Annotated in this window: 19 protein-coding genes, 1 rRNA gene and 2 other annotated features; of the genes, 1 reads left to right on the top strand and 19 read right to left on the bottom strand. The window is 47.0% G+C overall.

What is annotated here, in order from left to right; genetic code table 11:
• The 3 genes from H569_RS0114235 to tyrS form a co-directional block, all read right to left on the bottom strand.
• Positions 1-163, bottom strand: a 16S ribosomal RNA gene (locus tag H569_RS0114235); the annotation flags it as partial.
• A 321-nt stretch (positions 164-484) separates the two neighbouring features.
• Entirely contained in the window at positions 485-1,141 is a 657-nt protein-coding gene (gene yunB, locus H569_RS0114230) for a sporulation protein YunB (RefSeq protein ID WP_027365540.1), read from the bottom strand.
• Positions 1,142-1,220: 79 nt separating this feature from the next.
• Positions 1,221-2,438, bottom strand: coding sequence for a tyrosine--tRNA ligase (tyrS, locus tag H569_RS0114225; RefSeq protein WP_027365539.1), 1,218 nt, complete (start codon positions 2,436-2,438; stop codon positions 1,221-1,223).
• A 157-nt stretch (positions 2,439-2,595) separates the two neighbouring features.
• Between tyrS and H569_RS20475 the strand changes: the two genes are divergently transcribed.
• Positions 2,596-4,863 carry a transglycosylase domain-containing protein gene (locus tag H569_RS20475; RefSeq protein WP_051273670.1) on the top strand — a complete coding sequence of 756 codons (2,268 nt, stop codon included), beginning with the start codon at positions 2,596-2,598 and terminating at the stop codon, positions 4,861-4,863.
• 119 nt (positions 4,864-4,982) lie between these two features.
• On the opposite strand, the gene H569_RS0114215 is transcribed toward H569_RS20475, so the two are convergent.
• From H569_RS0114215 to H569_RS20470, 16 genes are all read right to left on the bottom strand, one after another.
• Positions 4,983-7,340, bottom strand: coding sequence for an endonuclease MutS2 (locus tag H569_RS0114215; RefSeq protein WP_027365538.1), 2,358 nt, complete (start codon positions 7,338-7,340; stop codon positions 4,983-4,985).
• A gap of 10 nt (positions 7,341-7,350) precedes the next feature.
• Entirely contained in the window at positions 7,351-9,885 is a 2,535-nt protein-coding gene (locus H569_RS0114210) for a DUF3656 domain-containing U32 family peptidase (RefSeq protein WP_027365537.1), read from the bottom strand.
• A gap of 29 nt (positions 9,886-9,914) precedes the next feature.
• Entirely contained in the window at positions 9,915-10,868 is a 954-nt protein-coding gene (locus H569_RS0114205) for an NGG1p interacting factor 3 protein, NIF3 (RefSeq protein ID WP_027365536.1), read from the bottom strand.
• Positions 10,869-11,053: 185 nt separating this feature from the next.
• Complete coding sequence (locus H569_RS0114200) at positions 11,054-11,644, bottom strand: DNA-3-methyladenine glycosylase (RefSeq protein WP_027365535.1); 591 nt, start codon at positions 11,642-11,644, stop codon at positions 11,054-11,056.
• Entirely contained in the window at positions 11,641-13,344 is a 1,704-nt protein-coding gene (polX, locus tag H569_RS0114195) for a DNA polymerase/3'-5' exonuclease PolX (protein WP_238492571.1), read from the bottom strand. Before polX ends, H569_RS0114200 begins: the two co-directional genes overlap by 4 nt.
• Before the next feature lie 97 nt (positions 13,345-13,441).
• The gene (locus H569_RS0114190) at positions 13,442-13,729 is read right to left on the bottom strand and encodes a cell division protein ZapA (RefSeq protein ID WP_027365533.1); all 288 of its coding nucleotides are present in this window, start codon (positions 13,727-13,729) and stop codon (positions 13,442-13,444) included.
• Positions 13,730-13,830: 101 nt separating this feature from the next.
• Positions 13,831-16,254, bottom strand: coding sequence for a phenylalanine--tRNA ligase subunit beta (gene pheT, locus H569_RS0114185; RefSeq protein WP_027365532.1), 2,424 nt, complete (start codon positions 16,252-16,254; stop codon positions 13,831-13,833).
• A 35-nt stretch (positions 16,255-16,289) separates the two neighbouring features.
• Positions 16,290-17,312 (bottom strand): phenylalanine--tRNA ligase subunit alpha, encoded by a 1,023-nt coding sequence (gene pheS, locus H569_RS0114180; RefSeq protein ID WP_027365531.1) that lies wholly within the window; start codon positions 17,310-17,312, stop codon positions 16,290-16,292.
• Between the two features lie 70 nt (positions 17,313-17,382).
• Positions 17,383-17,635: a binding site (T-box leader), on the bottom strand.
• Positions 17,636-17,650: 15 nt separating this feature from the next.
• A complete protein-coding gene (locus H569_RS21925) occupies positions 17,651-17,743 on the bottom strand; it encodes a YqzL family protein (protein ID WP_081411036.1) in 93 nt (30 codons plus the stop codon).
• A gap of 97 nt (positions 17,744-17,840) precedes the next feature.
• Positions 17,841-18,668 carry a TrmH family RNA methyltransferase gene (locus tag H569_RS0114175; RefSeq protein ID WP_027365530.1) on the bottom strand — a complete coding sequence of 276 codons (828 nt, stop codon included), beginning with the start codon at positions 18,666-18,668 and terminating at the stop codon, positions 17,841-17,843.
• A gap of 142 nt (positions 18,669-18,810) precedes the next feature.
• Positions 18,811-19,164, bottom strand: a complete 354-nt coding sequence (rplT, locus tag H569_RS0114170) for a 50S ribosomal protein L20 (protein WP_027365529.1) — start codon at positions 19,162-19,164, stop codon at positions 18,811-18,813.
• Between the two features lie 39 nt (positions 19,165-19,203).
• Positions 19,204-19,395, bottom strand: a complete 192-nt coding sequence (gene rpmI / locus H569_RS0114165) for a 50S ribosomal protein L35 (RefSeq protein ID WP_027365528.1) — start codon at positions 19,393-19,395, stop codon at positions 19,204-19,206.
• Positions 19,396-19,432: 37 nt separating this feature from the next.
• Positions 19,433-19,936, bottom strand: a complete 504-nt coding sequence (gene infC, locus H569_RS0114160) for a translation initiation factor IF-3 (protein ID WP_207637567.1) — start codon at positions 19,934-19,936, stop codon at positions 19,433-19,435.
• Between the two features lie 241 nt (positions 19,937-20,177).
• A complete protein-coding gene (gene thrS / locus H569_RS0114155; protein WP_027365526.1) occupies positions 20,178-22,085 on the bottom strand; it encodes a threonine--tRNA ligase in 1,908 nt (635 codons plus the stop codon).
• A 40-nt stretch (positions 22,086-22,125) separates the two neighbouring features.
• Positions 22,126-22,345, bottom strand: a binding site (T-box leader).
• Between the two features lie 127 nt (positions 22,346-22,472).
• Positions 22,473-23,327 carry a putative sporulation protein YtxC gene (gene ytxC, locus H569_RS0114150; RefSeq protein WP_027365525.1) on the bottom strand — a complete coding sequence of 285 codons (855 nt, stop codon included), beginning with the start codon at positions 23,325-23,327 and terminating at the stop codon, positions 22,473-22,475.
• Between the two features lie 156 nt (positions 23,328-23,483).
• Positions 23,484-24,323 carry a LysR family transcriptional regulator gene (locus tag H569_RS20470; protein WP_081411034.1) on the bottom strand — a complete coding sequence of 280 codons (840 nt, stop codon included), beginning with the start codon at positions 24,321-24,323 and terminating at the stop codon, positions 23,484-23,486.
• Between the last annotated feature and the right edge of the window lie 288 nt (positions 24,324-24,611).

Genomic DNA, 24,611 nt, shown 5'->3' with positions numbered 1-24,611 from the left:
TCCCGGCGTTATCCCAGGCTATCAGGCAGGTTATCCACGCGTTACTCACCCGTCCGCCACTAAGTCTAGCAAAAAGTAAGCTTCTTGCTATTCTCCGTTCGACTTGCATGTGTTAAGCACGCCGCCAGCGTTCGTCCTGAGCCAGGATCAAACTCTCCATGTATTTTTTTATAAAGAGTTTAATCTTTGCTCTCGTTTGGAATTACTCTTCAAAGCTTTTGCTTTGACGAGGTTCTTTTGCTTGATTGCGCTCGCGCGCATTCGCATCTCAACTCTGTTTAGTTTTCAAGGACCTGGTTCGGTTTTCCACCGCTCGTTCAGCGGCGTTTTTAATTTTATCATCACTGGGCCGTTATGTCAAGTTCTATTTTTTGATCTTGTTTCCGTCTTTTTTTGCCGGCTCACAGCGACTTTTATATGTTATCACCGCAAAAATCATTTGTCAACACTTTTCACCATAACTCTTAGTACTACTATTTCACCCCTATTTTAGCCCTCCGGTACCCAGTAGTCCCCCGGGAAAATTGATAACCGTTTCAGGGACATCCCCTACCACTATGTTTTCTGCCACCGGCACCATCGTGGCCACTTTTACTTCTCCACTATAAAGGGGCACAACCACTTTAACCATTGTATTAAATGAAAAATAAATTTTATGTCTGGTCTGGTTTATACCTGCCTGTTCAAACCGGTCTACAACATCTACATTAACAGTACCCATTGGGTGTATGGCAATATTAAAACTAGGTCCCCAGTCCGCAAAAATATAACTGCCAAGCATCTGGCCCAAAGGAATTGATACTTTCTTTTCATTCAAGTCCTTTAACCTCTTTTGAACATCCAGTGTTATATCCGCCGCCATCTGATTAATTTTAACCGTGTTGGCCTGCATCAGGGCAACACGGCCGTTATAATCCCTTTGCACGGTTATAAAGTCCTGGTATTTAAGGTCCTTTTGGGTTACTTTATCTTGTACAGTTTTATTAATAGCTTCAATAGCCATTTGGGTTACTTCAACTTCGGCAATAGAAAACAGCGTGGGGCGAACCTGCCTGTCAAGAAAGACAATCACACCGGTTAATGCCAGCAAAAACATCACAACCGCCAGAGCTTTTTTATATGGTCTTCTTTTTTTAAACATTGGATCCTCCACCAATACATATGTTTATACATTTATATGGTGAAATCCAATGCCTCATCCAAAAATATATTGCAACTTTTTATGCTAATTGGATAAACTTTCTTTTTCCAGCTTTAATTATTATTCCCTTGGCTGGCTTTATTTTATGGTTAGGGTCATCAAATTTTTTTCCGTCTACCCGAACCGCTCCTTGTTGAATCAAACGCCTGGCTTCACTGGTAGTTGCACATAAACCTGAAAGCTGCATTAACTTGGGCAGCCAAATCATACCGTCTTCCATAATATCATCAGTAACATTAAAAGTAGGTATTTCATCCGGTAAGTCATGCTGTTGAAAGACCCGCTTAAATTCGGCTTCAGCCTGCAGGGCTGCTTCCGGCCCATGATATATCCCAACTATTTCCCTTGCCAGCCTCATTTTTACATCGCGAGGATGCAGCTCACCGTTTTCCAGACCGCTGGCTATTTTTTTAACCTCATCCAGTGGAACTGTCGTAACCAATTCAAAATAACGCACCATTAACTCATCGGGGATACTCATTGTTTTTCCATACATCTCGCCGGGCTGCTCATCAATACCGATATAATTGCCCAAACTCTTGCTCATTTTTTGAACGCCATCTGTGCCTTCAATAATTGGCATCATTATTGCTACTTGGGGTTCCTGGCCATATTCGCGCTGTAATGTTCTGCCCATTAAAAGATTAAATTTTTGGTCTGTACCACCCAACTCAATATCCGCTTCCAGCGCCACCGAGTCATATCCTTGCATTAACGGGTAAAAAAACTCATGAACACTAATAGGCAGACCTTCCTTAAACCGCTTGTCAAAATCATCGCGTTCAAGCATTCTTGCTACAGTGTACTTGGCCGCCAATTCAATCACCTGGGCAAAATTCAAGGGGGCAAGCCATTTGCTGTTAAAAGTAAGAGTAGTTTTCTCAGGATCTAACAGTTTAAAAATTTGTCTTTCATAGGTTTTAGCATTTTCCAAAACCTGCTCTTCTGTAAGCTGTTTTCTGGTTTCAGATTTGCCTGTAGGATCTCCGATTCGCGCTGTAAAATCACCCAGGATTATTGTCGTTCGGTGACCAAGCTCTTGGAACTGCCTGATTTTCTGTAAAACAACAGTATGTCCAAGGTGAATATCTGGTGCCGTGGGGTCCAAGCCCAGTTTAATATGTAAAGGTTTGCCGGTTTTGACCGACTTATCCAATTTAGCGACCAGCTCATTTTCAGGAACTATTTCAACGGTACCTCTTTTGATGATTTCCATTTGTTTTTCAACGCTGAGCATTAACTTTTTTCTCCTTTCACCAAGCCTCAATTCTTAAATTATATCAAAGATAAAAGTTTGGTTACAAGGCAATAAATTTTATCTATAAAAATTATTGTTTCATTATGATATAATTGCGTTGACATCAGAAAGGTTACTTTCCCCGGGAGGGAGATAAATGGCCAGAAAAAGCGTTCGTAAAAGAAGAAAGTTTAAGCCATTAAGGTTTTTTGTTCTAATTTTAATACTTGCTACTCTAATTGCCTCAGGCGCGGCCCTCGGCCTTGTATTTATAAGCGTTAAGGACCTGCCCGCATGGAACGATAAAGTTTTGGTTCCATCAACTGTAACCCAAATTTATGATAAAGATGGAAAACAGGTCTCACAAATCGGGCTTGAAAACAGGGTTCAAGTTTCGATTAAGGACGTGCCTCAAAACGTGCAAAATGCATTTTTAGCTGCTGAAGATCATTATTTTTATGAACACCACGGTATTAGAATCCAAGCTATTATAAGGGCGGCGCTGAACGATGCCCTTCATTTCGCGGGTATTAACAGGCAATTTCAAGGCGGCAGCACCATTACGCAACAGCTTGTAAAGCTAACTTTTTTAACTCCTGATCAAAACCTGAAAAGGAAAATACAGGAAGTAATTTTATCATTTAAACTGGAAAGAAGATACTCTAAGAAAGAAATTTTAGAAATGTATCTTAACCGGATTTATTTGGGTGAAGGATCTTACGGCATCCAAGCAGCTTCCCAAACGTACTTTGGCAAGGATGTCGGAGATTTGACAGTGGCAGAGGCGGCAACTCTTGCCGGTTTAAATAAATCGCCAAATTATTATTCACCATTACAAAACAAAGATCTGTCAATTTCCAGACGCAACCAGGTTTTAAAAAATATGTTAGAATATAACTTTATTGATCAGGAGACCTACGACAAGGCTATATCAGAAAAACTTACTTTAAAACAAAATGATGGCAAACATGATAACAATTATCCTTATCCCTATTTTGTAGATTACATTACCAATGAATTGGTAGACAAATTTGGCGAAGAAACAGTTTTTAAAGGCGGACTAAAAGTTTATACAACGCTGGATCCCAAAATCCAGAACTATGCTGAAAAAGCCATGTCTAACCCCAATAATTTCCCGGCATCAAAGAAGAACGCGGATGGTATTATGCAGCCTCAAGGTGCTATGGTGATAATGGACCCGGATAACGGTGAAATCAGGGCAATAGTAGGCGGCAGAGAGCATACTCATATGAGGAGTTTAAACCGGGCCACTATGTCCCCGCGGCAGCCAGGGTCATCAATAAAACCAATCCTGGCTTACGGCCCGGCAATAGAATTAAAAGGTATGGGACCGGCCAGCATAATTGATGACGCACCGGTAAGATACTCTGCTTATGGTAATTACTCCCCCAAAAATTTTGACGGGGTCTACCGTGGTTTAATCACAATGCGAACTGCTCTTACGAAGTCGATTAACGTCGTTGCGGTCAAACTATTTACTGATTATGTAACAATACCGGAAGCCCTTAAGTTTGCCAGGAGAATGAATATTGATCTTGATCCCACCGGACCGGCCATGGCGCTGGGGGGATTAAGGAACGGGGTAACCCCCATGCAAATGACCGCAGCATATGCGGCTTTCGACAATCATGGAATTTACAACGACCCAGTTGCTATTTTGAAGGTAGAAGACCAGGAGGGAAATATTCTATTTGAATCGGGAAATACCTCCCGCAGAGTCATGAAGGAAACTACATCCTACCTGATGACCAGCATGATGGAATCCGTGGTTCAAGCAGGTACCGGCACCGGCGCCCAAATTGGCAGACCAGTGGCAGGTAAAACAGGAACTACCGATGAAGGCAAAGACATCTGGTTTGCGGGGTACACACCCGACCTGGTTGGAGTAGTTTGGATCGGTTATGATACGCCAACCAAAATGCCGCAAAGTTTCGGGGGGATCTATCCAGCCAGAATATGGAAAGAAGTCATGCAACAAGCGCACAAGGATATTCCGGTACACAATTTTATTAAACCGGCTGGCATTGTAACTGCTACAGTCGATGATAAATCCGGGCTATTGCCGGGACCAAATACCCCGCCGGAAGATATGGTTACCGACATTTTCGCTGCGGGAACAGTTCCCACGGAAACCGACAACGTACATGTTTTAACCGAAGTATGCGCCACCACCGGCAAACTACCCAACCAGTATTGTCCGGATAGGATAACAAGGGTTATGTTGAAATTACCTTATACAGTACCAAAGTACGTGTTGGATTACAATATGCGGGTGCCCACTGAAATATGTGATGTGCATGGACCGGTTGAGACTTTTGGGAATGGTAAAGAAGGTGATAATAATTCTTTACCATGGCCGGATCTTCCCTCTGACTTGCGTGAACAAGATAACGGCAACAATTAGCATTTAATCTTAGAAGCAGGTGAACAGCCTGCTGGGGTCGGGCTTAAACTAACTGTAATAACTACAATATCCTTATATCCAAATTTCGCAGTTATTATAGATAGTTTAAGCTTGACCCACTAGAAGTAGACTACGGTTACGCCGCTGCCGCCTTCGCCCTGTTCGCCCAGGCGATAGGTTTTTACCCTTGGATGCATCTTTAATACTTCTTGGACTGCAGAGCGTAATGCGCCCGTACCTTTACCGTGCACCAGGTAAACAACCGGCAGCCCGGCAAGGCAGGCATCATCCAGATATTTATCCAGTTCAGCCAGTGCCTCTTCAACTCTCATGCCCCGCATATCAAGCCTTGTGGATATATCCCTGGCCTTTTGCTGCGCCAGATTTCCAGGACCTGGACTTGACTGCCGATCCTTTTTCTTGCCTGTCACCCTGGCCAGTTCTTTTTTGTTAACCGTCATCCTGATAATGCCGATTTGAACGTGTACATCGTCACCCGAAACTTCAAGCACAACGCCTTGCTGACCGTATTTAGGCAGAAAAATTTCATCACCGGGCTTAACCTCGGTTATAGCCTGCACATTCTCCCGGTAGTCATCTTCCGGGTCCATCAATTCAGTTTTTTGATGAATTTGCTTTAGCCGCTGCCTGGCATTAGCTAATGCCAGCTCCCTGTCCCGCACCGAGTCTTCCTTCAGCCTGGACCGCAGTTCCTCCATCAGGCTTTCCACTTCGCGCCTGGACTTTTTAATCAAGTCGCGGGATTCAGCCACGGCTCTGGCCATAACTTCATCTTTTTTAGTTTCAATTTTTTTCAGTAAGGCTAGATATTGCTCTTTATACTGCTCGGCATCACTGCGCAGCTTTTCTGCTTCAAGCCTTTCCTTTTCCGCATGGGTCCTGGCCTTTTCCAGCTCTGTCATCAAATCAGCCAGTTTAACCTGTTCTTCCGAAAGGAACCCCCTGGCCTGATCAATCACTGTTTTATCCAAGCCCAGCCGCAGCGCTATTTCAAAAGCATTGCTGCGGCCTGGCCTTCCGATTAACAGCCTGTACGTGGGCCGCAAAGTCTCGGGGTCAAACTCCACACTGGCGTTTTCAACCCGGTCATGGGCATAGGCGTAATGCTTGAGTTCACCATAATGGGTTGTGGCCACCGTTTTGGCGCCGCGCAGGCGCAGGTTATCTAAAATAGCCTGTGCCAGGGCCGACCCTTCGGTGGGGTCGGTGCCGGCACCCAGTTCATCCAGCAAAACCAGGCTTTCTTTGGTCACTTTGCCCAGTATGTCAACAATATTGGTCATATGTGAAGAAAAAGTACTCAATGATTGCTCAATACTTTGCTCATCACCAATATCAACAAAAACCCGGTCAAACATGCCGATCACGGTACCGTCTTCAGCCGGTACATGCAGGCCGCTATGAGCCATTGCCACCAGCAGGCCGGTCGTCTTTAACGTCACCGTTTTGCCGCCGGTATTGGGGCCGGTAATTACCAGGGTATCAAAATCAAAGCCCAGGTATATACTGGTGGGCACGGCCTTGCCGGGCAAAAGAGGGTGCCTGCCCTGCTTGATATTAAGCCGTGGTTCGGTAATTATCTTAGGAGCCCAGGCATCGAGGCCGGCGCTGTACCTGGCTTTGGCCATAATAAAGTCTATTCTTCCGAGCACTTCCAGGGTATAGAGCAAATCCTCCGCCCGGGCTCCGATCTTAGCGGAAAGCTCCCGCATGATCCGTTCCACTTCCTGCTTTTCTTCCACCATTAAAGTTCTAACTTCGTTATTGGCCTCAACCACCGGCATAGGCTCAATAAATAAGGTTGCACCGCTGGCCGACTGGTCGTGCACTATACCGGGCACCTTACTTCTGTATTCCTGCTTCACAGGAACCACATATCTGCCTTCACGCATGGTAACAATGGGATCCTGCAGGTATTTTTGATAGCTGGTTGATTTAATAATAGCGTCAAGTCGCTCCTTAACCCGCAATTGGGCGGAAGCCATTTTCCTCCTGATATTGAACAGCCGCTCCGTGGCCCGGTCCGAGATTTCGCCGCCTGGCAAAACAGCTGAAGTGATACTTTTTTCAAGCTCCTTATAATCTCCAAGCCCCAGCGCTATTTCCCCGAGGCGCCAGTATGCTTCCCGGCGCTCACTAAAAAAAGCTTTTATTTGCCTGGATGCGGTCAGAGTCTGGGCAACATGCCATAGTTCCTCGCCGTCCAATATCCCTCCCCGCCTGCATCTCCGCGCTTCTGCTCTAACATCGTTCCAGCCCCCCAGCCGTGCCGTGGGCTCGAGTCTGAGCAGCTCCCTGCCCTCGGTGACTTCAGCCAGCGCGTCGATGATATCGTCCCGGTCTCGCATCGGCATCAGGTTGGCAATCATTTCCCGCCCGGGCTCCGATCCGGCATATTCGGCCAACTTTTCTTTAACTTTGTCAAATTCAAGCCTTCTTAAATTGCGATTATCCATTTCCCTCTCCCTAATCTATAACGCCCCTGTAATAATGTCCTCTGGTGTATCCGGGTCCCCTGGCCGCAAGTTCCTGCACCATACCGCCAAGGTCGGGCAGTTCATCACCCTTTTTACGAAGGGAATTTAATACCCTCCGGTACGCCCCGGCAGTCCTGGCAATGTATTGCTCATCCTCGCGACGGGCTTCCACCCTGAGCACAGCCGGGCCGGTTTCAACCAGATAAGGCAGAGTGTCTAATAAACATAATTCGCGGGAATTATAAATGTGCATCAGGCAATTGGCATCAGTTTCCACGGGGAAAACCACCCCTTTGCGGTCACGCAGTGCAAACGATGTGCCGCGGCACGGAGCACTGCAGTTTTTGCCGCTGCCCTTTCCCCCTAGCAGGCTGCCTATGGCGCAGTAACGGGAAACCATCAGCGGCAATGCTCCCTGCACCACCACTTCTGTCTCAACGGATACTCTGGAGATCAAGCCGGCAATCTGCTGTCCGGTCAGTTCCGGCGAAAGCGTTACCCTAAAAACTCCCTCATCCTGCAAAAATTTTGCACTCTGGCTGTTAAACACATTCAGATAAAAATCAGTAATCAAAGGGGTATCATAGCTATCCCGCAATTTATGCAGCAACCCGTACGAAGAAACGACAATGCCATCCGGCTTTAAATTTATCGCCTGATCTAAAGCTGTTAAATATTTTTCCAGCTCATGGTCATGCAAAATCCGCGGGGTGGCAAGGTAAAACCCGACATTTTTTTCCCGGCAATACTCCCGGGCCATACGAAGCTGTTCCAGATCGTTATTCCCCTGTCGCCGGTACACATCCCCGCCGTAATAAATTAAATCCGCACCGCTTTGAACAGCTGCCCTGGTTCCCTCCAAACCATTGACTGCCAGAGCCAGGTGAGGCATCCCGGATTTTTTATTCAAAACTGGGCCGTCAAAAGCCTGGTCCAGCCTTTGCTCCATTGTTTCCCGGCTGACAGGGCGGTTACAGCGCAGCCGCATCCTTTTCTCCAAAACACTTTCCACGACTCTGCGGCGCGCATCATTGATGTCACCAACAGGCACCATTACCCCTGGTTCGATATCGCATTCCAATCTTCCCAATACGAAAGGAGTGTTGCCAAGCCTGTTTAACTGGCCCGCCAGGAAATCAGAAGTTAGTTGCTTTTTGAGAGCCTCCTCCGCCATGCCCGCTGTGTCAGCCTCAGCAGCAACACCTTCAGGATCACGGGCCTGGATATGCACTGGCTCGCCAAGCCTGGCCTTAATTTGGAAATCCAACGGAATTCTGATGTTTTCCCTGCTTGAGGAATAAGTGCGCACGGCTTTTTCCATTAGCTGTGCATCATTGTTTTTAAAGACCCTGTCCCCGGGATAAATACGGCCGTCCAGCCTTACCGCCACCGTGTTTCCAGGTCCGGTGGAGGTGATTTTTTTATTTCCCAAGAACATTTCTGTAACTTCAGTTCCAACACGGCCGCCCCGGGTAACCCATACCTCTATCCCGTCACCCAGCGTTAACGGCGCGTCCAGCTCAATAAAGGCCAGTTTCTTTTCCCTGTCATACCTGCTGATGCGCCCCAGCTTTACGCCCCTGTTGTTAGGGCGTTTATAGCTCATCATATTAGCCCCCGGCACCCCAAAGAAATAACCTGTTGTAAAGTCCCTGTTGAATATTTGCTTCAGTTCCCCAGCCTCAGCCGGGTCAACGTAAAACTTGCCGCCTGCCAGGGCCCTGTCTATTAATGAGCGGTATACTCTGACAACAGTTGCCACATACTCCGGACGCCGCATCCTGCCTTCAATTTTAAATGAATCTATACCGGCGCCAATAAGCTCAGGGATATGGGCGCTCATATTCAAATCACGCGGGCTGAGCAGATATTCACCGGTTTTCGCCGCATCCACCAATTCGCGCCCGTGGTCGTCCACCAGCCGGTACTCCAAGCGGCAGGGCTGGGCGCAGCGCCCCCTGTTCCCGCTGCGGCCGCCGATCATGCTGGACATCAGGCACTGCCCGGAATAGCAAACACAAAGGGCGCCGTGAATGAATGTTTCCAGCTGGACGCCTGTTTGCTCTTTAATTTCGCGCACTTCAGCCAGACTCAGCTCACGGGCCAAAACAATTCTTTTAAGCCCGGCTTCCTTTAAAAACCGGACACCGGGCGTGTTGTGGGCTGTCATCTGCGTGCTGGCATGCAGTTCAAGCTCCGGAATTACCTGTTTGGCCAGTTTTACCAGGCCGAGGTCCTGTACAATGGCGGCATCGGCACCGGCGTTATAGATAAAATGCAAAAACCATACAGCCTCTTCCAATTCGGTATCAGCCAGCAGAATATTTACCGTAACATAAATTTTAACCCCGCGCGCGTGGGCATATTGAATTGCCTCAACCAGTTCTTGCTCGTTAAAATTGTCCGCGCCGCTGCGGGCATTAAACTGGCGCCCCCCCAGGTATACCGCATCCGCCCCGTTCTGGACGGCGGCCACCAAGGCTTCACGGCTGCCCGCAGGCGCCAACAATTCCGGTTTGCTCATTTAATTTCCCCGTTTCAAAAAACCGTTTCTCAGCTTCTTTTGTTCCTGATGAATCCCGAACAAGTTACAATTTCCAGACCCAGGTCTTCCAGGCCGTCCAGCAGCAGGTTCATGCCAATGGAGTCGCTGGCCATATGCCCCGCAATAATCACATTGACATGGTTCTTTTCGGCTTCCTTGCGGTGTTTTTCCCCAATATGCATCACCAGCAAGGTGCCGACCCCGGCCTGAGACAGCTTGGCATAAGCGTCCTCCGAGCCGCTGGTGCCCCCGGTCATGTCAACCAGTATTTTACCGGCACGCCTTTCCTTGTTTCCCACCACGATATTGGGCCCGGCGCCGTGCTTATCTGCCTCAGCGTATTCCGGAATGGTCTTCAGCAACTTAACGATATCGCCAAGGGTGGCCGGCTTTTCCTTATCCATTAATTCCTGGAGATATGTGGTTACATGATTGTCCGCCACCGTATGTGCACTCATAATAGGCAATCCCAGAATTTTTGCCGCATCAACCGCCCGGTTATGGTTTAGCGGCATCAGCCCTCTCTTCACCTCACCAATGCGGGAAACCATAATCCCCTCAGCCACGTTGATGGGCACACCGTAATTAGCCAGGATATCTTCCTGCAGGTGCATAACATCATGGAGCCCGGACAGGGCTTTTCCTTCCGGGTGATGGGACATAATTAAATCAATCTTTTTGCCCTTTTCACCAAGTCGGTCCGCCAGCAGCACCTCACCCACTTCAATGTCGATACCAACCAACATGCGGTTTACCTCGGTATCGGGATCACCAAAAAGCACTCTGGTATCGCTATATGGATTGGTCAGCCTGTCGGTGTCATAGGATTTCTTGTCTTCTTCCTTCATTTCCTCATAACGTTTCTTTTCTCTGGCCAGTTTCCCTTTTACGACGTCAATCCCCCTGGGGTCCTTTTCCATTCCCCTGGCAATTACGTATTCGTAAATCTCTTTAATTTTCATCATGGCCACTCCCTTATTAAAATAGTCCCGTAACTATTCAGGAGCCAGGAGTCAGAATAATTTTTGGGTGCAATTCAAGTGGAATGCAAAAATTTCCCTACTGAATTCTGAATTCTGACTACTTTAATTCTATTTAGTAACTATGACTACCTGAATAGTAACATAATCTTAATAACATATATTTGTTATTTCCTGGATACATACCTGCTATCTTGCAAATAAAAACGCAGGGGTAAATCAGTCCCTTCCCGAATACCTATCCTGGTAGTGGTGATAATGGCCGAACCAGCATCACCCGCGCAAAGATATAAATCGCCGGTGGTCAGGTCAACACAATTTTGCTCGATACCAATGCCCATGGCCCGGGTTAGTTTTGCGGGTCCGGAGCAAAGGTCCATTAATCGTTCCCTGCCTCGCCGCTGCTGCATCAATTTTATGTTATGGACGGGTTCCAGCGCTCTGATCAGCACGGCTTCCCCCACACCCTCGGATTGGGATACCACGTTAAAACAATAATGCATTCCGTAAGTAAAATATACATAGGCATGGCCCGGCGGCCCGAACATTACCTTGTTCCTCGGGGTCATACGGCGGGCGGCGTGGCAGGCAGGATCGCCCTGCAAATAAGCCTCGGTTTCAACAATCCTGCCCGCAGTGGTTCCTTCAGAGGTACGGTGTACTAAAAAACAGCCCAGCAAAGCCCTGGAGACCGTTACAGTGTCACGGTCGTAAAATTCCCTTGGCAGGGGGTTGCAGTTTATTTTAAAATCCGTCATCTTTGCAGCACCCGCACCAAATCGTCAAGTTCATATGTATTAATAACATGCCCGGGCATAAGCCAGGCCCGGCGCGCTACGGAGATGCCGAATTCCATCTCTTCAAGCCGGCGCAGATCATGGGCGTCTGTATTTATGGCTATAAGCACTCCGCTTTCCCTGGCCAGCCGGACATAAAATTCATCCAGGTCCAGGCGGTCCGGGGAAGCGTTGATCTCCAGCACCTTTTTATGCCTGGCGGCAGCCTCAATGATTGCTTCAACATCCACTGCATAGGGCTCCCGGTGTCCCAATAGGCGCCCGGTGGGATGGCCGATAATATCAACATGTTCATTTTCAATGGCGGCAATCATTCTCCTGGTTATGGTGGCGCGGTCCTGCTTGAAGCCGCTGTGGACAGAGGCGACTACCACATCTATCCCGGCCAGTATTTCGTCGGGGTAATCAAGCCTGCCGTCAGCAAGAATATCAACTTCTACCCCGGTAAAAAGATGAAAATCCTCCCACTGCCGGTTTAATTTGCGAATCGTTTCATGCTGCATCAGCAGCCTTTCCCGGGAAAGGCCTTTGGCCACTTTTAGCGAAGCTGAGTGATCGGTTATCGCCATATACCGGTAACCCTTTTCCCGTGCGCGCTGCGCCATTTCCTCAATGCTGTTCATCCCGTCGCTCCAGTTAGTATGAACATGCAAATCACCACGAATATCGCCCGCGTTTAATAAACGGGGTATGGAATTGTTGCAGGCAGCGCTCAATTCACCTTCGTTTTCCCTTAATTCGGGTGGTACATATTGCAATTCCAACAGCCTGTAGATTTCCTTTTCACTATGCACCACAGCCGCGTCGCCGCTGCGCGGATACAGGCCACTTTTGTTTAAGCGCCAGCCCCGCTTCCAGGCCAACACCTGCAGCCTCCGGTAATGTGACGGGCTGCCTGTGCTCCAGAGTAAAGCATACCAGTATTCGCTTTCAGGGACAATAAAAACTTCCACCGGAACGCCCCAGCGGCTGGCAAGTTGAAACCGGCCCTCTTCCCGCCATATCACATCCCCAAGGTCCGGATGCATGGCGAATAACTCTTGAACGTTTTGTACATCTGCGGCAACCACCAGAAGGTCAATACTGTCCACCATTGGCGCCCAGCGCCTGATAGCTCCGGTTATTTCCACCCTCTGGTCCATACCCATCTGTTTCAAGTACCTGCAAAAACCGGCGGCCAGTTCCCGTGCCGCGCCCAGGGGCAGTTGACTGGTCTTTCTTTTCAGCCTGCTGATGCTGCGGATTATTTCCTGCTCCGTTCGGGACCCCATCCCCGGAATTTCCCTAACCTTTTTGGCACGGGTTGCTTCTTCCAGTTCTGCAATGGAGGATATCCCCAGTCTTTCATGCAGCAGCCAAATTTTTTTGGGACCCAGGCCGGGCAGAGACATTAATTCCAGAAGGCTCACCGGAACCTCTTGTTTCAACCTTTCGTGCAGCTGGCACTGCCCTGTGGTCAACAACTCTCCGATCTTGGCAATAATGTTTTTACCCACTCCGGGTACTTCAATTAGTTTTCCGCTGTTATATAGATCTGCTACGGGCTCTTCCAAACCTGCTATGGCCCTGGCAGCTTTACGATATGCCCGGATTTTAAAAAAATCATCACCTTTGAATTCCATCAGATCTGCAATCTGATAAAACACCCGGGCAATTTCCATATTACGCACAGCAAAACGCCCCGTTTCAATTCTTCATGATAATGTACCCCAAAAAATAATAAAAAACTCATGAAGTCAACTCCATGAGTGTCTGGGGCTACTTTTTCCTTATCTTTCTTTCCGGCTCCCGCTCCTGCTCTTCTTCCATCATACTTACCAAGTTGCAATACTCCTGCTTCAATATATGGAGTTCTTCAGAAATATTTAGGGCTACTAAAATCGCCGCCTTATAAAGGGATAGCCTGGTATTTCTTTTCATAACTTGCTTTATTTTTTCGTCAACTTCCAGGGATATCTTAATCATATTTTCAGGTGGAGCATCACCCACAAGCGTGTAACGCTCACCATTAATTTCAACCTCAACCCTGTTTTGCCCGCTGGACATTACCTGGCCCACCCCTTTTTTAGGAACACTGGCAATGTATTCTACACATAGCGTCATATTCCTTCAAAAAGAGGAAATTTTTTATGCAATTTGGACAATGTTTAGCTGCGCAGGACCGCAGCATACTCCCGCTCCAACGCTCCGGTAATTTTTTCAATTTGCTTATTAACCTCATCATCCGTCAAGGTCCGGTCAGCCGCCTGGAATTTTAGTGAAAACGCCAGGCTCTGCCTCCCCTTTTCCACCTGTTTGCCCCGGTAAACATCAAACAAACGAACTTCCTGTAACAATGCGGAAGCAGCCCGGCAAATTGTATTAATGATATCAGCACAAGGGATGTCATTACGGATCACAACGGCCAGATCGCGCTCCACCCCCGGGAATCTTGGCAGCGATTTATACCGGCGCAGGTTCCCTGAAACTCCGGCCAGTTTATCAAAATTAACTTCAAAGATTGTCACCGGCCGGCTTAAATCATAAGCCTCCTGAACATCGGGATGAAGATCGCCAATAATACCAATTTCAGTTTCGCCACATATTACTGCGGCAGTTCTTCCGGGGTGGAATCCGGGCGCACCGGTAACAGGGACATAAGAGACATCATTAACACCAACCTGAACAAGTAACGCATCAAGTACCCCTTTGAGGTAATAAAAATCCATTGTAACCGGGCTTCTGTTCCACCCCCCGGGCGTAGAGCCCGTCACAGCTGCAGCAAGCGTTGTAACTTCCAGCGGCAGCGTTTCGCCCTCCCTGGGGTGATATACCCGCCCCAGCTCAAACACTGCGGCGTCCTTTACCTGACGCTTGGCGTTACGCTGCAGCACATCCAACAAGCCAGGATACAACAGGGTTCTCATTACCGACTGGTCTTCGCTCATCGGGTTTTTCAGCGCCACCGTTTTCCTTAACTGGCTATCCGGCGCTAAACCTAAAAGATCAAAAACCCGCGGGTTTACAAAGGTGTAAGTGATCACTTCGGAAAAACCACCCGTAGCAAGGAAGTTCCTTATCTTTAAGGCCAGTTCCTGGCTATAATTCCTGGCACCCTGGGTCACGGAGCCAACCGGCAACGTGTTGGGCACGCAGTTGAAACCGTATAGCCTGGCCACTTCTTCAATTAAGTCAATTTCCAAACTTATATCCGGACGGAAGCCCGGTACAGTTACCAGCAACCCCTTCTCATCTTCCTTAACTTGAAACTGCAGCCTGATTAATAAATCTGCAATTTCCGGCTGGGGAATTTGCAGGTCTAAAATGTGATAAACCCTTTGTGGCCGCAATAAAATTGTTTTTTCGATCCACGGCCTGGGGTAGTTATCAACCACCAAATCCACAACTTCCGCCGCCCCCATATCCACCAGCAGCCGCGCAGCCCTGTCTGCGGCCCGCCGGCAGCCCGTCAGGTCGATACCCTTTTCAAACCGCGCTGAAGACTCGGAACGCAGCCCCAGGTCGCGGGAAGTGCGCCTGATGCTCACAGGGTCAAAATAAGCTGATTCCAGCAGGATCGCCTTGGTTTCCGGTGTTACTTCCGAGTCATACCCGCCCATTACGCCGGCCACGGCCACAGGCCCGCCTGGATCGGTTATGACCAGCATATCGGAAGAAAGCTCCCTTTTGCTCTTATCCAAGGTCAACATTGCTTCATCGTCTGCAGCCCTGCGCACGATAATATGACCGTCTTTAAGTTTGTTGTAATCAAAAGCATGCAATGGCTGGCCCAGTTCCATCATCACGTAGTTTGTTACGTCCACCACGTTATTAATAGGACGAACACCTGCCGCCCTTAGCCGCTCCTGCATCCAGGCCGGGGAAGCCCCAATTTTAACATTTTTTAGCAGCCGAGCCACATAGCGCCGGCACAAAGCCGGGTCTTCAATATCTACCTTAACGTTATTCCCTGCAGCGTCAACAGTAGGAGCAACATCAGTTTCAGGCATTTTAAAAGGTTTATTGAAAATTGCGGCCACTTCCCGTGCAACTCCCACCATGCTCATGCAGTCTCCGCGGTTGGGCGTCAGTTCTAATTCCAGAATAGCATCGTCCAAGCCGATTAAGGGCTTAACGTCAACTCCAAGAGGCGTATCTGCAGGAAGAATCATTATTCCGTGCGCCTGGTCTTCCGGCATTGTATCCGGGTCAAGTCCCAGTTCCTGCCCGGAACAAAGCATTCCCCTAGACTCCACCCCCCGCAGCTTGGCCTTTTTAATTGTCAGTCCCCCGGTTAACCTGGCACCAACCACCGCCACGGGAATAATATGTCCCTCTCTGACGTTGGTGGCCCCGGTTACAATCTGCAGTTCTTCATCTCCACCGGTGGTAACCCGGCAAACCACAAGTTTATCGGCATTGGGATGCTGTTCAATTTTCAGTATTTTACCGGTATAAACATTGGAAATATCTTTACCCGGTTCTTCAATGGCCTCAACGGCAACTCCTGCGAGGGTCAGGCGTTCTGCCAACTCCCGGGGTGGTACGTCTATTTGGACATACTCCTTTAACCACTTATATGAAACTCGCAAATTAACTACCTCCTCATGCTACTTTATCATAGCCCTTAAAATTGCGCCAAAAAACGCAGGTCATTATCAAAAAGCAATCGCATATCGTCTATATCGTATTTAAGCATGGCGATTCGCTCTACCCCCATACCAAAAGCAAAACCGGTAACATCTTCAGAATTATAGCCTGACATTTCCAGAACCCTTGGGTGAACCATACCGCATCCGAGGATCTCCAGCCAGCCGGTATAAGAACAGACACGACATCCCTTTCCGTCACACATACCGCAAGATATGTCAACCTCGGCACTGGGTTCGGTAAAAGGGAAGTAACTTGGGCGGAACCTTGTTCGGGTCTTAGGGCCGAACATTTTTTCCGCAAATACCTGCAATGTGCCCTTTAAGTCGCCAAAGGTAATCCTTTTATCAATTACCAAACCCTCCACCTGATGAAACATTGGGGAGTGAGTAGCATCATCATCACGGCGATATACTTTCCCGGGGGCGATAATCCGAACCGGTAGATTCGGGACGGTTCTCTCCATAGTTCTTACTTGAACCGGAGATGTATGGGTGCGTAAAAGCACTTCCGGGCTGATAAAAAATGAATCTTGCATATCGCGGGCCGGGTGGTATTTTGGAAGGTTTAGCGCCTCGAAATTATAATAATCCGTTTCAATTTCGGGGCCTTCTTCGATACTATACCCCATTCCCAGGAAGATATTTTCAATCTCCTCCTGAACAGCGGTAAGGGGGTGCTTGTGCCCGATTAGAAATGGCGTACCGGGTAAAGTTACATCTATTTTTTCCTCGGCCAACTTGGCGGACTTAACTTTTCTTTTTATTTCAGCAAGCCGCTGTTCTAAAATATTTTCTATCTCCGCCCTAACTTCGTTGGCAAGCTGGCCAACCCTTGGCCGCTCTTCCGGGGAAAGGCTGCCCATGCCTCTCAAAACCATGGTCAAGGAACCTTTCTTCCCCAGGTACCTAACTCTCAATTCATTTAATTCATTTAAATTATTGGTTTTGGCCAAAGCTTCCCTGGCATCAGCCAAGATTGAATTTAATTTATCTTCCATATCCATCCTCCTCAGTTGTTATCCGCTCTTCCTATTATTCCCATGTTTTACAGGCAAATAAAAAACCGCCCCAAGGGACGGATTAATAATATCCGTGGTACCACCCAAATTGTTGCCAATAAAGCTCAACCACTCATCCGGGGCACTGCTTTTAGTCCCGGGTCCCAGTTAACGGCGGGAAACCGGCTACACCTACTGGAAAACCGTTCAGCTGCAGTTCCGGGGCGAATTTCGCGGGTTGTCTTTAAAAGGATTTCCAGTCTATGATCCTTTCTCCCTGGCAAAACAATTAGCCGCGTACTACTCCCCTTCATCACTGTTATATATCATTTGGCATCTTAATGTACAGCCAGCCTTCTGTAAAGTATATACGCCCTCACCGAACCAGTGGCTTCAAACAACTTCCAAAAAAAATCGGCGGTTAAAAACATTTAACCACAACCTTTCCCTCATTCTTTGAGGACCTTACCCGAGTTTGATTATATCATAAGGGCATATTTAAAACAAGGAAGTTGGCTGAAAATGATGTTAAGGTCTAGCAATTATCCTGCCAGCAGCCATCCTCTGGCGAACAGTTTCGTAAAGCATAATTCCGGCGGCTACGCCTGCATTTAATGATTCGGCCCGCCCCGGCATGGGTATTTTAACCAGATCACTGGCGTCCCTCTGTAAATCCTCAGATACCCCGCTGGCTTCATTACCAATAACCAAAACCGTGTTGCGGGTTAGGTCGGCATTGCAAAGTAGTTTTGAAGCAACAGGATCTCCCACCACCAGGTTCCAGCCCCCGGCATGAAGGCTGGTCAAGAAATCTTCCCGGTCTTCCACGCTGACTAAGGGTATATGGAAAATAGAACCCATCGTTGAGCGCAGCGTCTTGGGATTATAAGGGTCAACTGTCCCTTTTAGAATAAAAACGCAATCGGCTCCCGCTGCATCCGCGCTGCGGATAATTGTTCCCAGGTTACCGGGGTCCTGGACACCGTCTACCATTACCAGCAAATCTTTCTCGTTTTTGCGCCATTCCACAGGCTTAAAATCAAGTTCCGTTGGTTTCTTAGCCACCGCCAGTATGCCTTGTGGCGATTCGGTGTCGGCTATCTCTCTAAACAGTGATTTTTCCACGGCAATAATTTCAGCGCCGCTTTTAGAAAGGTTTTCCAACAACTGCTGCCCCCTGTCCCCACCTGCCACAGGTGATTCGTAGAAAACCGTTTCCAGCGTCCAGTTCGCGTTGATGGCCTCTTCTATGAACCTAACGCCTTCAATGATAAATTTACCTTCGCTGTCCCTGAATTTTTTTTGATACAGCCGGCGCACATATTTAATGCGCGAGTTTTGCCTGCTTACCAGCATTGTCGTCTCCCTGTTCGTTAACATGAAAAGCGCGCTAAATCAGTTCCCTTGCCGCGCGCTTTTCAGTACTTTTTCCTCAATCCCGGCCATTAAAAATAAGCACGGTTCACGACAACCATGCTTATCAATAGCCAAATTGATTTTATAATTTGCTCTTTGCCATTTCAACCAGCTGTCCGAAGGCTCTGCTGTCGTTTACGGCCAGGTCGGCCAGCATTTTGCGGTTAATATCAACACCGGCCTTCTTTAAACCGTTCATAAAACGACTGTAAGACATACCATTATTGCGAGCGGCGGCATTAATACGGGCAATCCATAGTTTCCTAAAGTCCCTTTTTCTAGCCTTACGGTCCCTGTAGGCATAAACCAGGGATTTCATAACCTGCTGGTTCGCTACCCTGAACAGTTTACTCTTGGATCCCCGGTAGCCTTTGGCCAGCTTTAATATTTTTTTATGTCTTTTGCGTGAAACCACACTGCTCTTCGCCCGTGGCATGACATTTCCTCCTTTTCAACGAAACTACAAATACTGCTTTTAAGGGAGCAGGCGCTGCAAAACAGCTGCATTGGTCGGGTGTACGATTAAAGATTTACGCAGCTTGCGCTTGCGCTTGGGGGTCTTCTTACCTAAAATGTGACTGTGAAAAGCATGCGAAGTTTTTAATTTCCCAGAACCGGTCTTTTTAAATCGTTTTGCGGCACCGCGGTGTGTTTTGATTTTGGGCAAAACACCTCACTCCTTCCTACAGATCTTTTTGTTTTCACTACTCTTGCGGTTGTTGTTTGGGTGCCAAAATCATGATCATATTCTTACCCTCAAGCTTTGGCGTTCTTTCAACATTAGCTATATCTGCAACTTGCACTGCCAGCCGCTCAAGAAGCTGCTTACCTAAATCCGGATGCACAATTTGGCGGCCGCGGAACATAATTGTTGCCTTAACCTTATCGCCATCTTTTAAAAACCGAATAACGTTTTTAACTTTAACATCAAAGTCATGGTCTTCAATATTGGGCCTTAGTTTTATTTCTTTAACAGTAATAATGCGTTGTTTCTTTTTGGCCTCTTTTTCCCTCTTGCTCTGCTCATATCGGAACTTGCCGTAATCCATAATTCGGCATACAGGCGGTTTGGCCTGAGGCGCAACCTCAACCAAATCCATGCGCCTTTCATCCGCTATCCGTAAAGCTTCACGGAGCGGAAGCACACCCAGTTGGTTATTGTCGGCGTCAACCACCCTTACTTCCTTGGCTCGGATATTTTCATTTATCCGATTCTCTCTGGTAATAGTTATGCACCTCCCTAAAAAAATAAAAGCGGGTTTTCCACCCGCTAAACTTTATACTATAAATCTATAATGAATAAATTTATAGATATTCGTTTATGACTGTTAACCCTTTAACAACCTGACAGGCGTTATGGGGTGAGAAGCGAGTGGCTTCTACTTTTACCAAAATATTTATTTCGCACGTTATTGTAACATAACTGCCCTGTCGAGTCAACTAAGTTCCTTATAGTTCCTTATTCTTAATTTCCAGGGCCAGATTATCAATAAAGTTATCCAGAGCGGTTACACCCAGGTCACCTTTTTTGCGATGGCGGATAGCCACTTTCCCGGCAGATACTTCACGCTCCCCAATTACAAGCATGTACGGTATTTTTTGCGCCTGGGCCTCCCTGATTTTGTAGTTAACCTTTTCATTGCGGGCGTCCAACTCGGCCCGGATGCCGTTTTTAGTCAACTTAGCAGTTACTGCCTGCGCGTATTCCTGCTGCCGGTCGGTGATGGGCATTACTTTAACCTGCACAGGGGCCAGCCAGGCGGGGAAAGCGCCGGCAAAGTGCTCCGTAAGTATGCCGATAAACCTTTCGATGCTCCCAAATACCACCCGGTGAATCATTACCGGCCTGTGTTTTTGACCGTCCTCGCCCACATAGGTCAGGTCGAATCTTTCGGGCATTTGGAAATCCAACTGGATGGTACCGCACTGCCAGGTCCGGCCGATGCTGTCTTCTAAATGGAAGTCTATTTTGGGACCGTAAAACGCCCCGTCCCCTTCATTTATCTTGTAAGGCAGTCCGCGCGCTTCAAGGGCCTCCCGCAACGATTCGGTGGCCAGCTCCCAAATTTCGTCGGAACCTATAGACTTTTCCGGCTTTGTGGACAGCTCGACATGATAATCAAAGCCAAACACGCGGTAAAACTCATCAACCAGGTCAATAACTCCCAATATTTCATCTTTTACCTGGGACGGAAGCATAAAAATATGGGCGTCATCCTGGGTAAAACAGCGTACCCGCATCAAGCCGTGCAGCACTCCTGAAAGCTCGTGACGGTGCACCAGGCCAAGTTCAGCCATTCTGATAGGCAAATCCCGGTAGCTGTGCATACGACTTTTGTATATCAGCATTCCCCCCGGGCAATTCATGGGCTTAATTGAGTAATCTCCTTCGTCAATTTTGGTAAAATACATATTTTCCCTGTAATTTTCCCAGTGACCGCTCTGCTCCCACAATGCACGGCTTAATATAATCGGCGTACGGATCTCAACATACCCGCGGCGCTTATGTTCCTCACGCCAGAAATTCTCTAATTCGTTGCGCAACACCATTCCCTTGGGGTGGAAAAATGGAAAGCCAGGCCCTTCTTCATGAATGCTGAACAGGTCAAGTTCAGCCCCCAACTTGCGGTGGTCCCGCTTTTTTGCTTCTTCCAGCCGCTGCAGGTGCTCATCCAGCAATGACTTTTTTGGGAAAGAAGTTCCGTAAATCCGCTGCAGCATTTTATTGCGCTCATCTCCCCGCCAGTAAGCCCCGGCGACGGAAGTTAATTTAACGGCTTTAAGGCGGGCGGTTGATGGAACGTGCGGCCCGGCACATAAGTCTTCAAAATCACCCTGTTGGTAGCAAGAAATCACAGCGTCTTCGGGCAGTCCTTCGATCAGCTCAACCTTATAATTCTCTCCCTTCTCACCAAACCTTTGCAGAGCCTCCTCACGGGAAATTTCAACCCTGGAAAACGGCAAATCTTCCTTAATAATCTTATTCATTTCCGCTTCAATCCGTTCAAGCTGCTCAGGTGTAAATTTTTGAGGTGAATCAAAGTCATAATAAAAACCGTTCGCGATGGCAGGGCCAATGGCCAGTTTAGTTCCCGGGAACAGCCTTTGAACAGCCTGGGCCAAAACGTGGGAAGTGCTATGGCGGAAAACTTCCTGCCCCTCCTCACTGTCGAAGGTAAGGAATTCAACCTGGGCATCACTATCGATTTTAGAATTCAGATCCACCAGTTTACCGTTTACACGAGCCACAAGGGCTTCCTTGGCCAGTCTGGGGCTAATATCAAAAACCATTTCCAGCAAGGTTTTACCCGACTCGTACCGTCGCACCGACCCGTCTTTTAAAGTAATGTTGATCATCAATAAAACCCCTTTCAATATAAAAACCCCTGGCAGCATTGCCAGGGGCGAGATATTAATCCCACGGTTCCACCCTGATTGAGTTTAAATGACTCATCTTTAACGGCAGGTAACGGCGCCATACCGGCTGCATTTACTGGTATTCAATACAGCAATTCCGGGGTGGTTTTCAGCTTTCCTATTACAAAGGCGCTTTCAGCCGCGGCGTCCTTCTCTCTGGATAACGGTTAAAGCTTACTCTTCCCTTTCGCCATCGTTTTTTATAGTAATTTACGCCCTAATTATATTCGACCTGTCATTAAGATGTCAACATAATGCTGAATAAATATACCTGCTTGCGGGAAATAACCGTCCCTTCACTATACTTTTTGACAGCGACATGGGGGTTTATTGGTGCTTTTGACAAATTGAGCAACCACCGCATTCGGAAACCCGCCCCACAAAAACACTTTTAATGGTATTTACAGTACTGGAAGCCAGTTCCCCATTGCCGGAATGAAATCTAACCTCCCTGGGCGCGATGGTGATCAAAGCACTAATAAGCAAATCTTCATAGTTAATTTCATTTTCCACCAGGTCAATCATAAAATCCCTCAAATAGTCGCTATTTATGGGCTGGTTTTTTTCGTCGTAAAGCTTAAATACCCCATCATCCCGTAAAACCACATTAACCAGGTCAGCCTTGGGTTCCTGGATTTCAACAAAATACCTTAAAAGCTCTATAAATTCTTTATACTCGCGCTCCATTAAAAAATCATCTACAGCCTGGTCAGCCACATCATAAAGTTGGTTAATATAATCTTTTAACCTGAAGCGGATAAATCCATCAATAATAAGATTGTTATTAGCACTCAGGTATTCGGTCAATTTTTGCAATATAACCAGACGATATCTTTCCTTAATTTTATTGTTATTGTTTATTTTTTTCCGGGCATAATCATAAATGGCGCCTTTTTCATCTTCATCAAAATAATAATAATTCTCTCTAATGATATCTTTTAACAAAATCTCTTGCCAGCTGTTTACAATTAAATTGCTTATGACCCCGGCAACCCGGTAACTTATTAAAGGTTCCGTATGCCCCGATACGCAGCAGTCTAAAAAAGTGAACCCGTTGGCCTGGTCTTCCTGCAATTGGACACTTAGACCTTCATCTTGCAAAGATTTAAGTCCCCGGCTCAGCTCTTGTTTGACAAGATCTTGCTGGCAGGCGGTACCAATGCTGATGCATTGTTGGGGCATAGTACTCTCAACTCCTTTGCTTAAAATTATATGTATATGATAATTGCGATATACTGCATCCTTCTTGTTCAAGTATAAGCAAAAATCGAGCAATGCATGCCCGGAAAATTATATTAGCCAACCATAAGGCTGGCTTTATTAAGAGAAAGATAATTTCTAATAACTTAATATACTTGATAAATCAGACTCCAAGATGAATTTTTTAAATTCCGCGCAGGCTCTGGACTGGAATTTTTCGTTATGTTGAATTAAGTAAAAACCGCGAGTTATAGGAGCGCAACACCTAATAGGTTTTATTGTGCCCAGTTTTATCTCCTTGCGCAATGTCCATTTAGAAAGCATAGATAATCCCAGATTGGCCTCAACAGACTCTTTGATAGCCTGGGTACTGCCCAGTGTAATGATACTTGATGGCTGAAAGTTTAAATCTTCTAATACCTTCTCCACAGCCAACCTGGTTCCGGAACCTTCTTCCCGGATTATGAAAGGCATGTCCTTTATCCTGGGTGCAATCTCTTCGGGTTTGATTAAAACCCCCGCCAGTGGATGGTTTTTAGATACAATAAATACCAACTCATCATTAAGAAATTTATTTACCTGAAGCTGCGGATCATCAACTTCACCTTCAACCAACCCAATATCAATACTGTCTTCACGGGCGCTTTCATGTACAAATTCGGTGTTACCTATAGTAACGGAAAACTTTACATCAGGGAACCTTGCAGTAAAAGCTGCAAGTATCCTCGGTAGAATATATTCACCGATGGTAAAACTTGCTCCTATATTTAAATGGCCTGTTACCAGTTCTACAAGATCGGAAACCGCTCTTTTGGCGGCCCTGTGCAAATCTAATATTTCTTTTGCGTAATTGAATAAAGTTTCTCCAGCCTGGGTTAAGTCAACCTTCTTACTGGAGCGTTCAAATAACTTTGCCCCGTAATAATCCTCCAGCGCGTGTATGTTTTGACTGATAGCTGGTTGCGATATATTTAACACTTCAGCCGCTCTGGAAAAGTTTTTTTTTCCGCAACAGTTACAAAAATTAAAAGCTGGTGATCGAGCATCAACATAACCCCCGTATTATGGTCTAAAAGTCCCTTATTGCTTTATACTTTGCCGGATTGGAAATTAAATACATCAAACCGCACTTCTATATTTTATATATCCTTTTATCTTTAGTCAACGTGTAGCTGGTTGCGGTGTTGCGTAGTTTCTTTGTTACCCGCATCATATTAAAACAAGTATTAAATAAATTTAGTAAATAGGAAAAAGTGCCTTTTCCCT

The organism is Desulfotruncus alcoholivorax DSM 16058, assembly GCF_000430885.1.
In the GTDB taxonomy this organism is placed as follows: domain Bacteria; phylum Bacillota; class Desulfotomaculia; order Desulfotomaculales; family Desulfallaceae; genus Desulfotruncus; species Desulfotruncus alcoholivorax.
The sequence above is the reverse complement of the archived record's forward strand: the minus strand, read 5'-3'. Positions and strand labels throughout refer to the sequence as shown.

Bases quoted from the DNA above. Each gene is read 5' to 3' on its own strand.
- yunB (WP_027365540.1), bottom strand. From the start codon at position 1,141: ATGTTTAAAAAAAGAAGACCATATAAAAAAGCTCTGGCGGTTGTGATG.
- tyrS (WP_027365539.1), bottom strand. From the start codon at position 2,438: ATGCTCAGCGTTGAAAAACAAATGGAAATCATCAAAAGAGGTACCGTT.
- H569_RS20475 (WP_051273670.1), top strand. From the start codon at position 2,596: ATGGCCAGAAAAAGCGTTCGTAAAAGAAGAAAGTTTAAGCCATTAAGG.
- H569_RS0114215 (WP_027365538.1), bottom strand. From the start codon at position 7,340: ATGGATAATCGCAATTTAAGAAGGCTTGAATTTGACAAAGTTAAAGAA.
- H569_RS0114210 (WP_027365537.1), bottom strand. From the start codon at position 9,885: ATGAGCAAACCGGAATTGTTGGCGCCTGCGGGCAGCCGTGAAGCCTTG.
- H569_RS0114205 (WP_027365536.1), bottom strand. From the start codon at position 10,868: ATGAAAATTAAAGAGATTTACGAATACGTAATTGCCAGGGGAATGGAA.
- H569_RS0114200 (WP_027365535.1), bottom strand. From the start codon at position 11,644: ATGACGGATTTTAAAATAAACTGCAACCCCCTGCCAAGGGAATTTTAC.
- polX (WP_238492571.1), bottom strand. From the start codon at position 13,344: ATGGAAATTGCCCGGGTGTTTTATCAGATTGCAGATCTGATGGAATTC.
- H569_RS0114190 (WP_027365533.1), bottom strand. From the start codon at position 13,729: ATGTCCAGCGGGCAAAACAGGGTTGAGGTTGAAATTAATGGTGAGCGT.
- pheS (WP_027365531.1), bottom strand. From the start codon at position 17,312: ATGGAAGATAAATTAAATTCAATCTTGGCTGATGCCAGGGAAGCTTTG.
- H569_RS21925 (WP_081411036.1), bottom strand. From the start codon at position 17,743: ATGTTTTTAACCGCCGATTTTTTTTGGAAGTTGTTTGAAGCCACTGGT.
- H569_RS0114175 (WP_027365530.1), bottom strand. From the start codon at position 18,668: ATGCTGGTAAGCAGGCAAAACTCGCGCATTAAATATGTGCGCCGGCTG.
- rplT (WP_027365529.1), bottom strand. From the start codon at position 19,164: ATGCCACGGGCGAAGAGCAGTGTGGTTTCACGCAAAAGACATAAAAAA.
- thrS (WP_027365526.1), bottom strand. From the start codon at position 22,085: ATGATCAACATTACTTTAAAAGACGGGTCGGTGCGACGGTACGAGTCG.
- ytxC (WP_027365525.1), bottom strand. From the start codon at position 23,327: ATGCCCCAACAATGCATCAGCATTGGTACCGCCTGCCAGCAAGATCTT.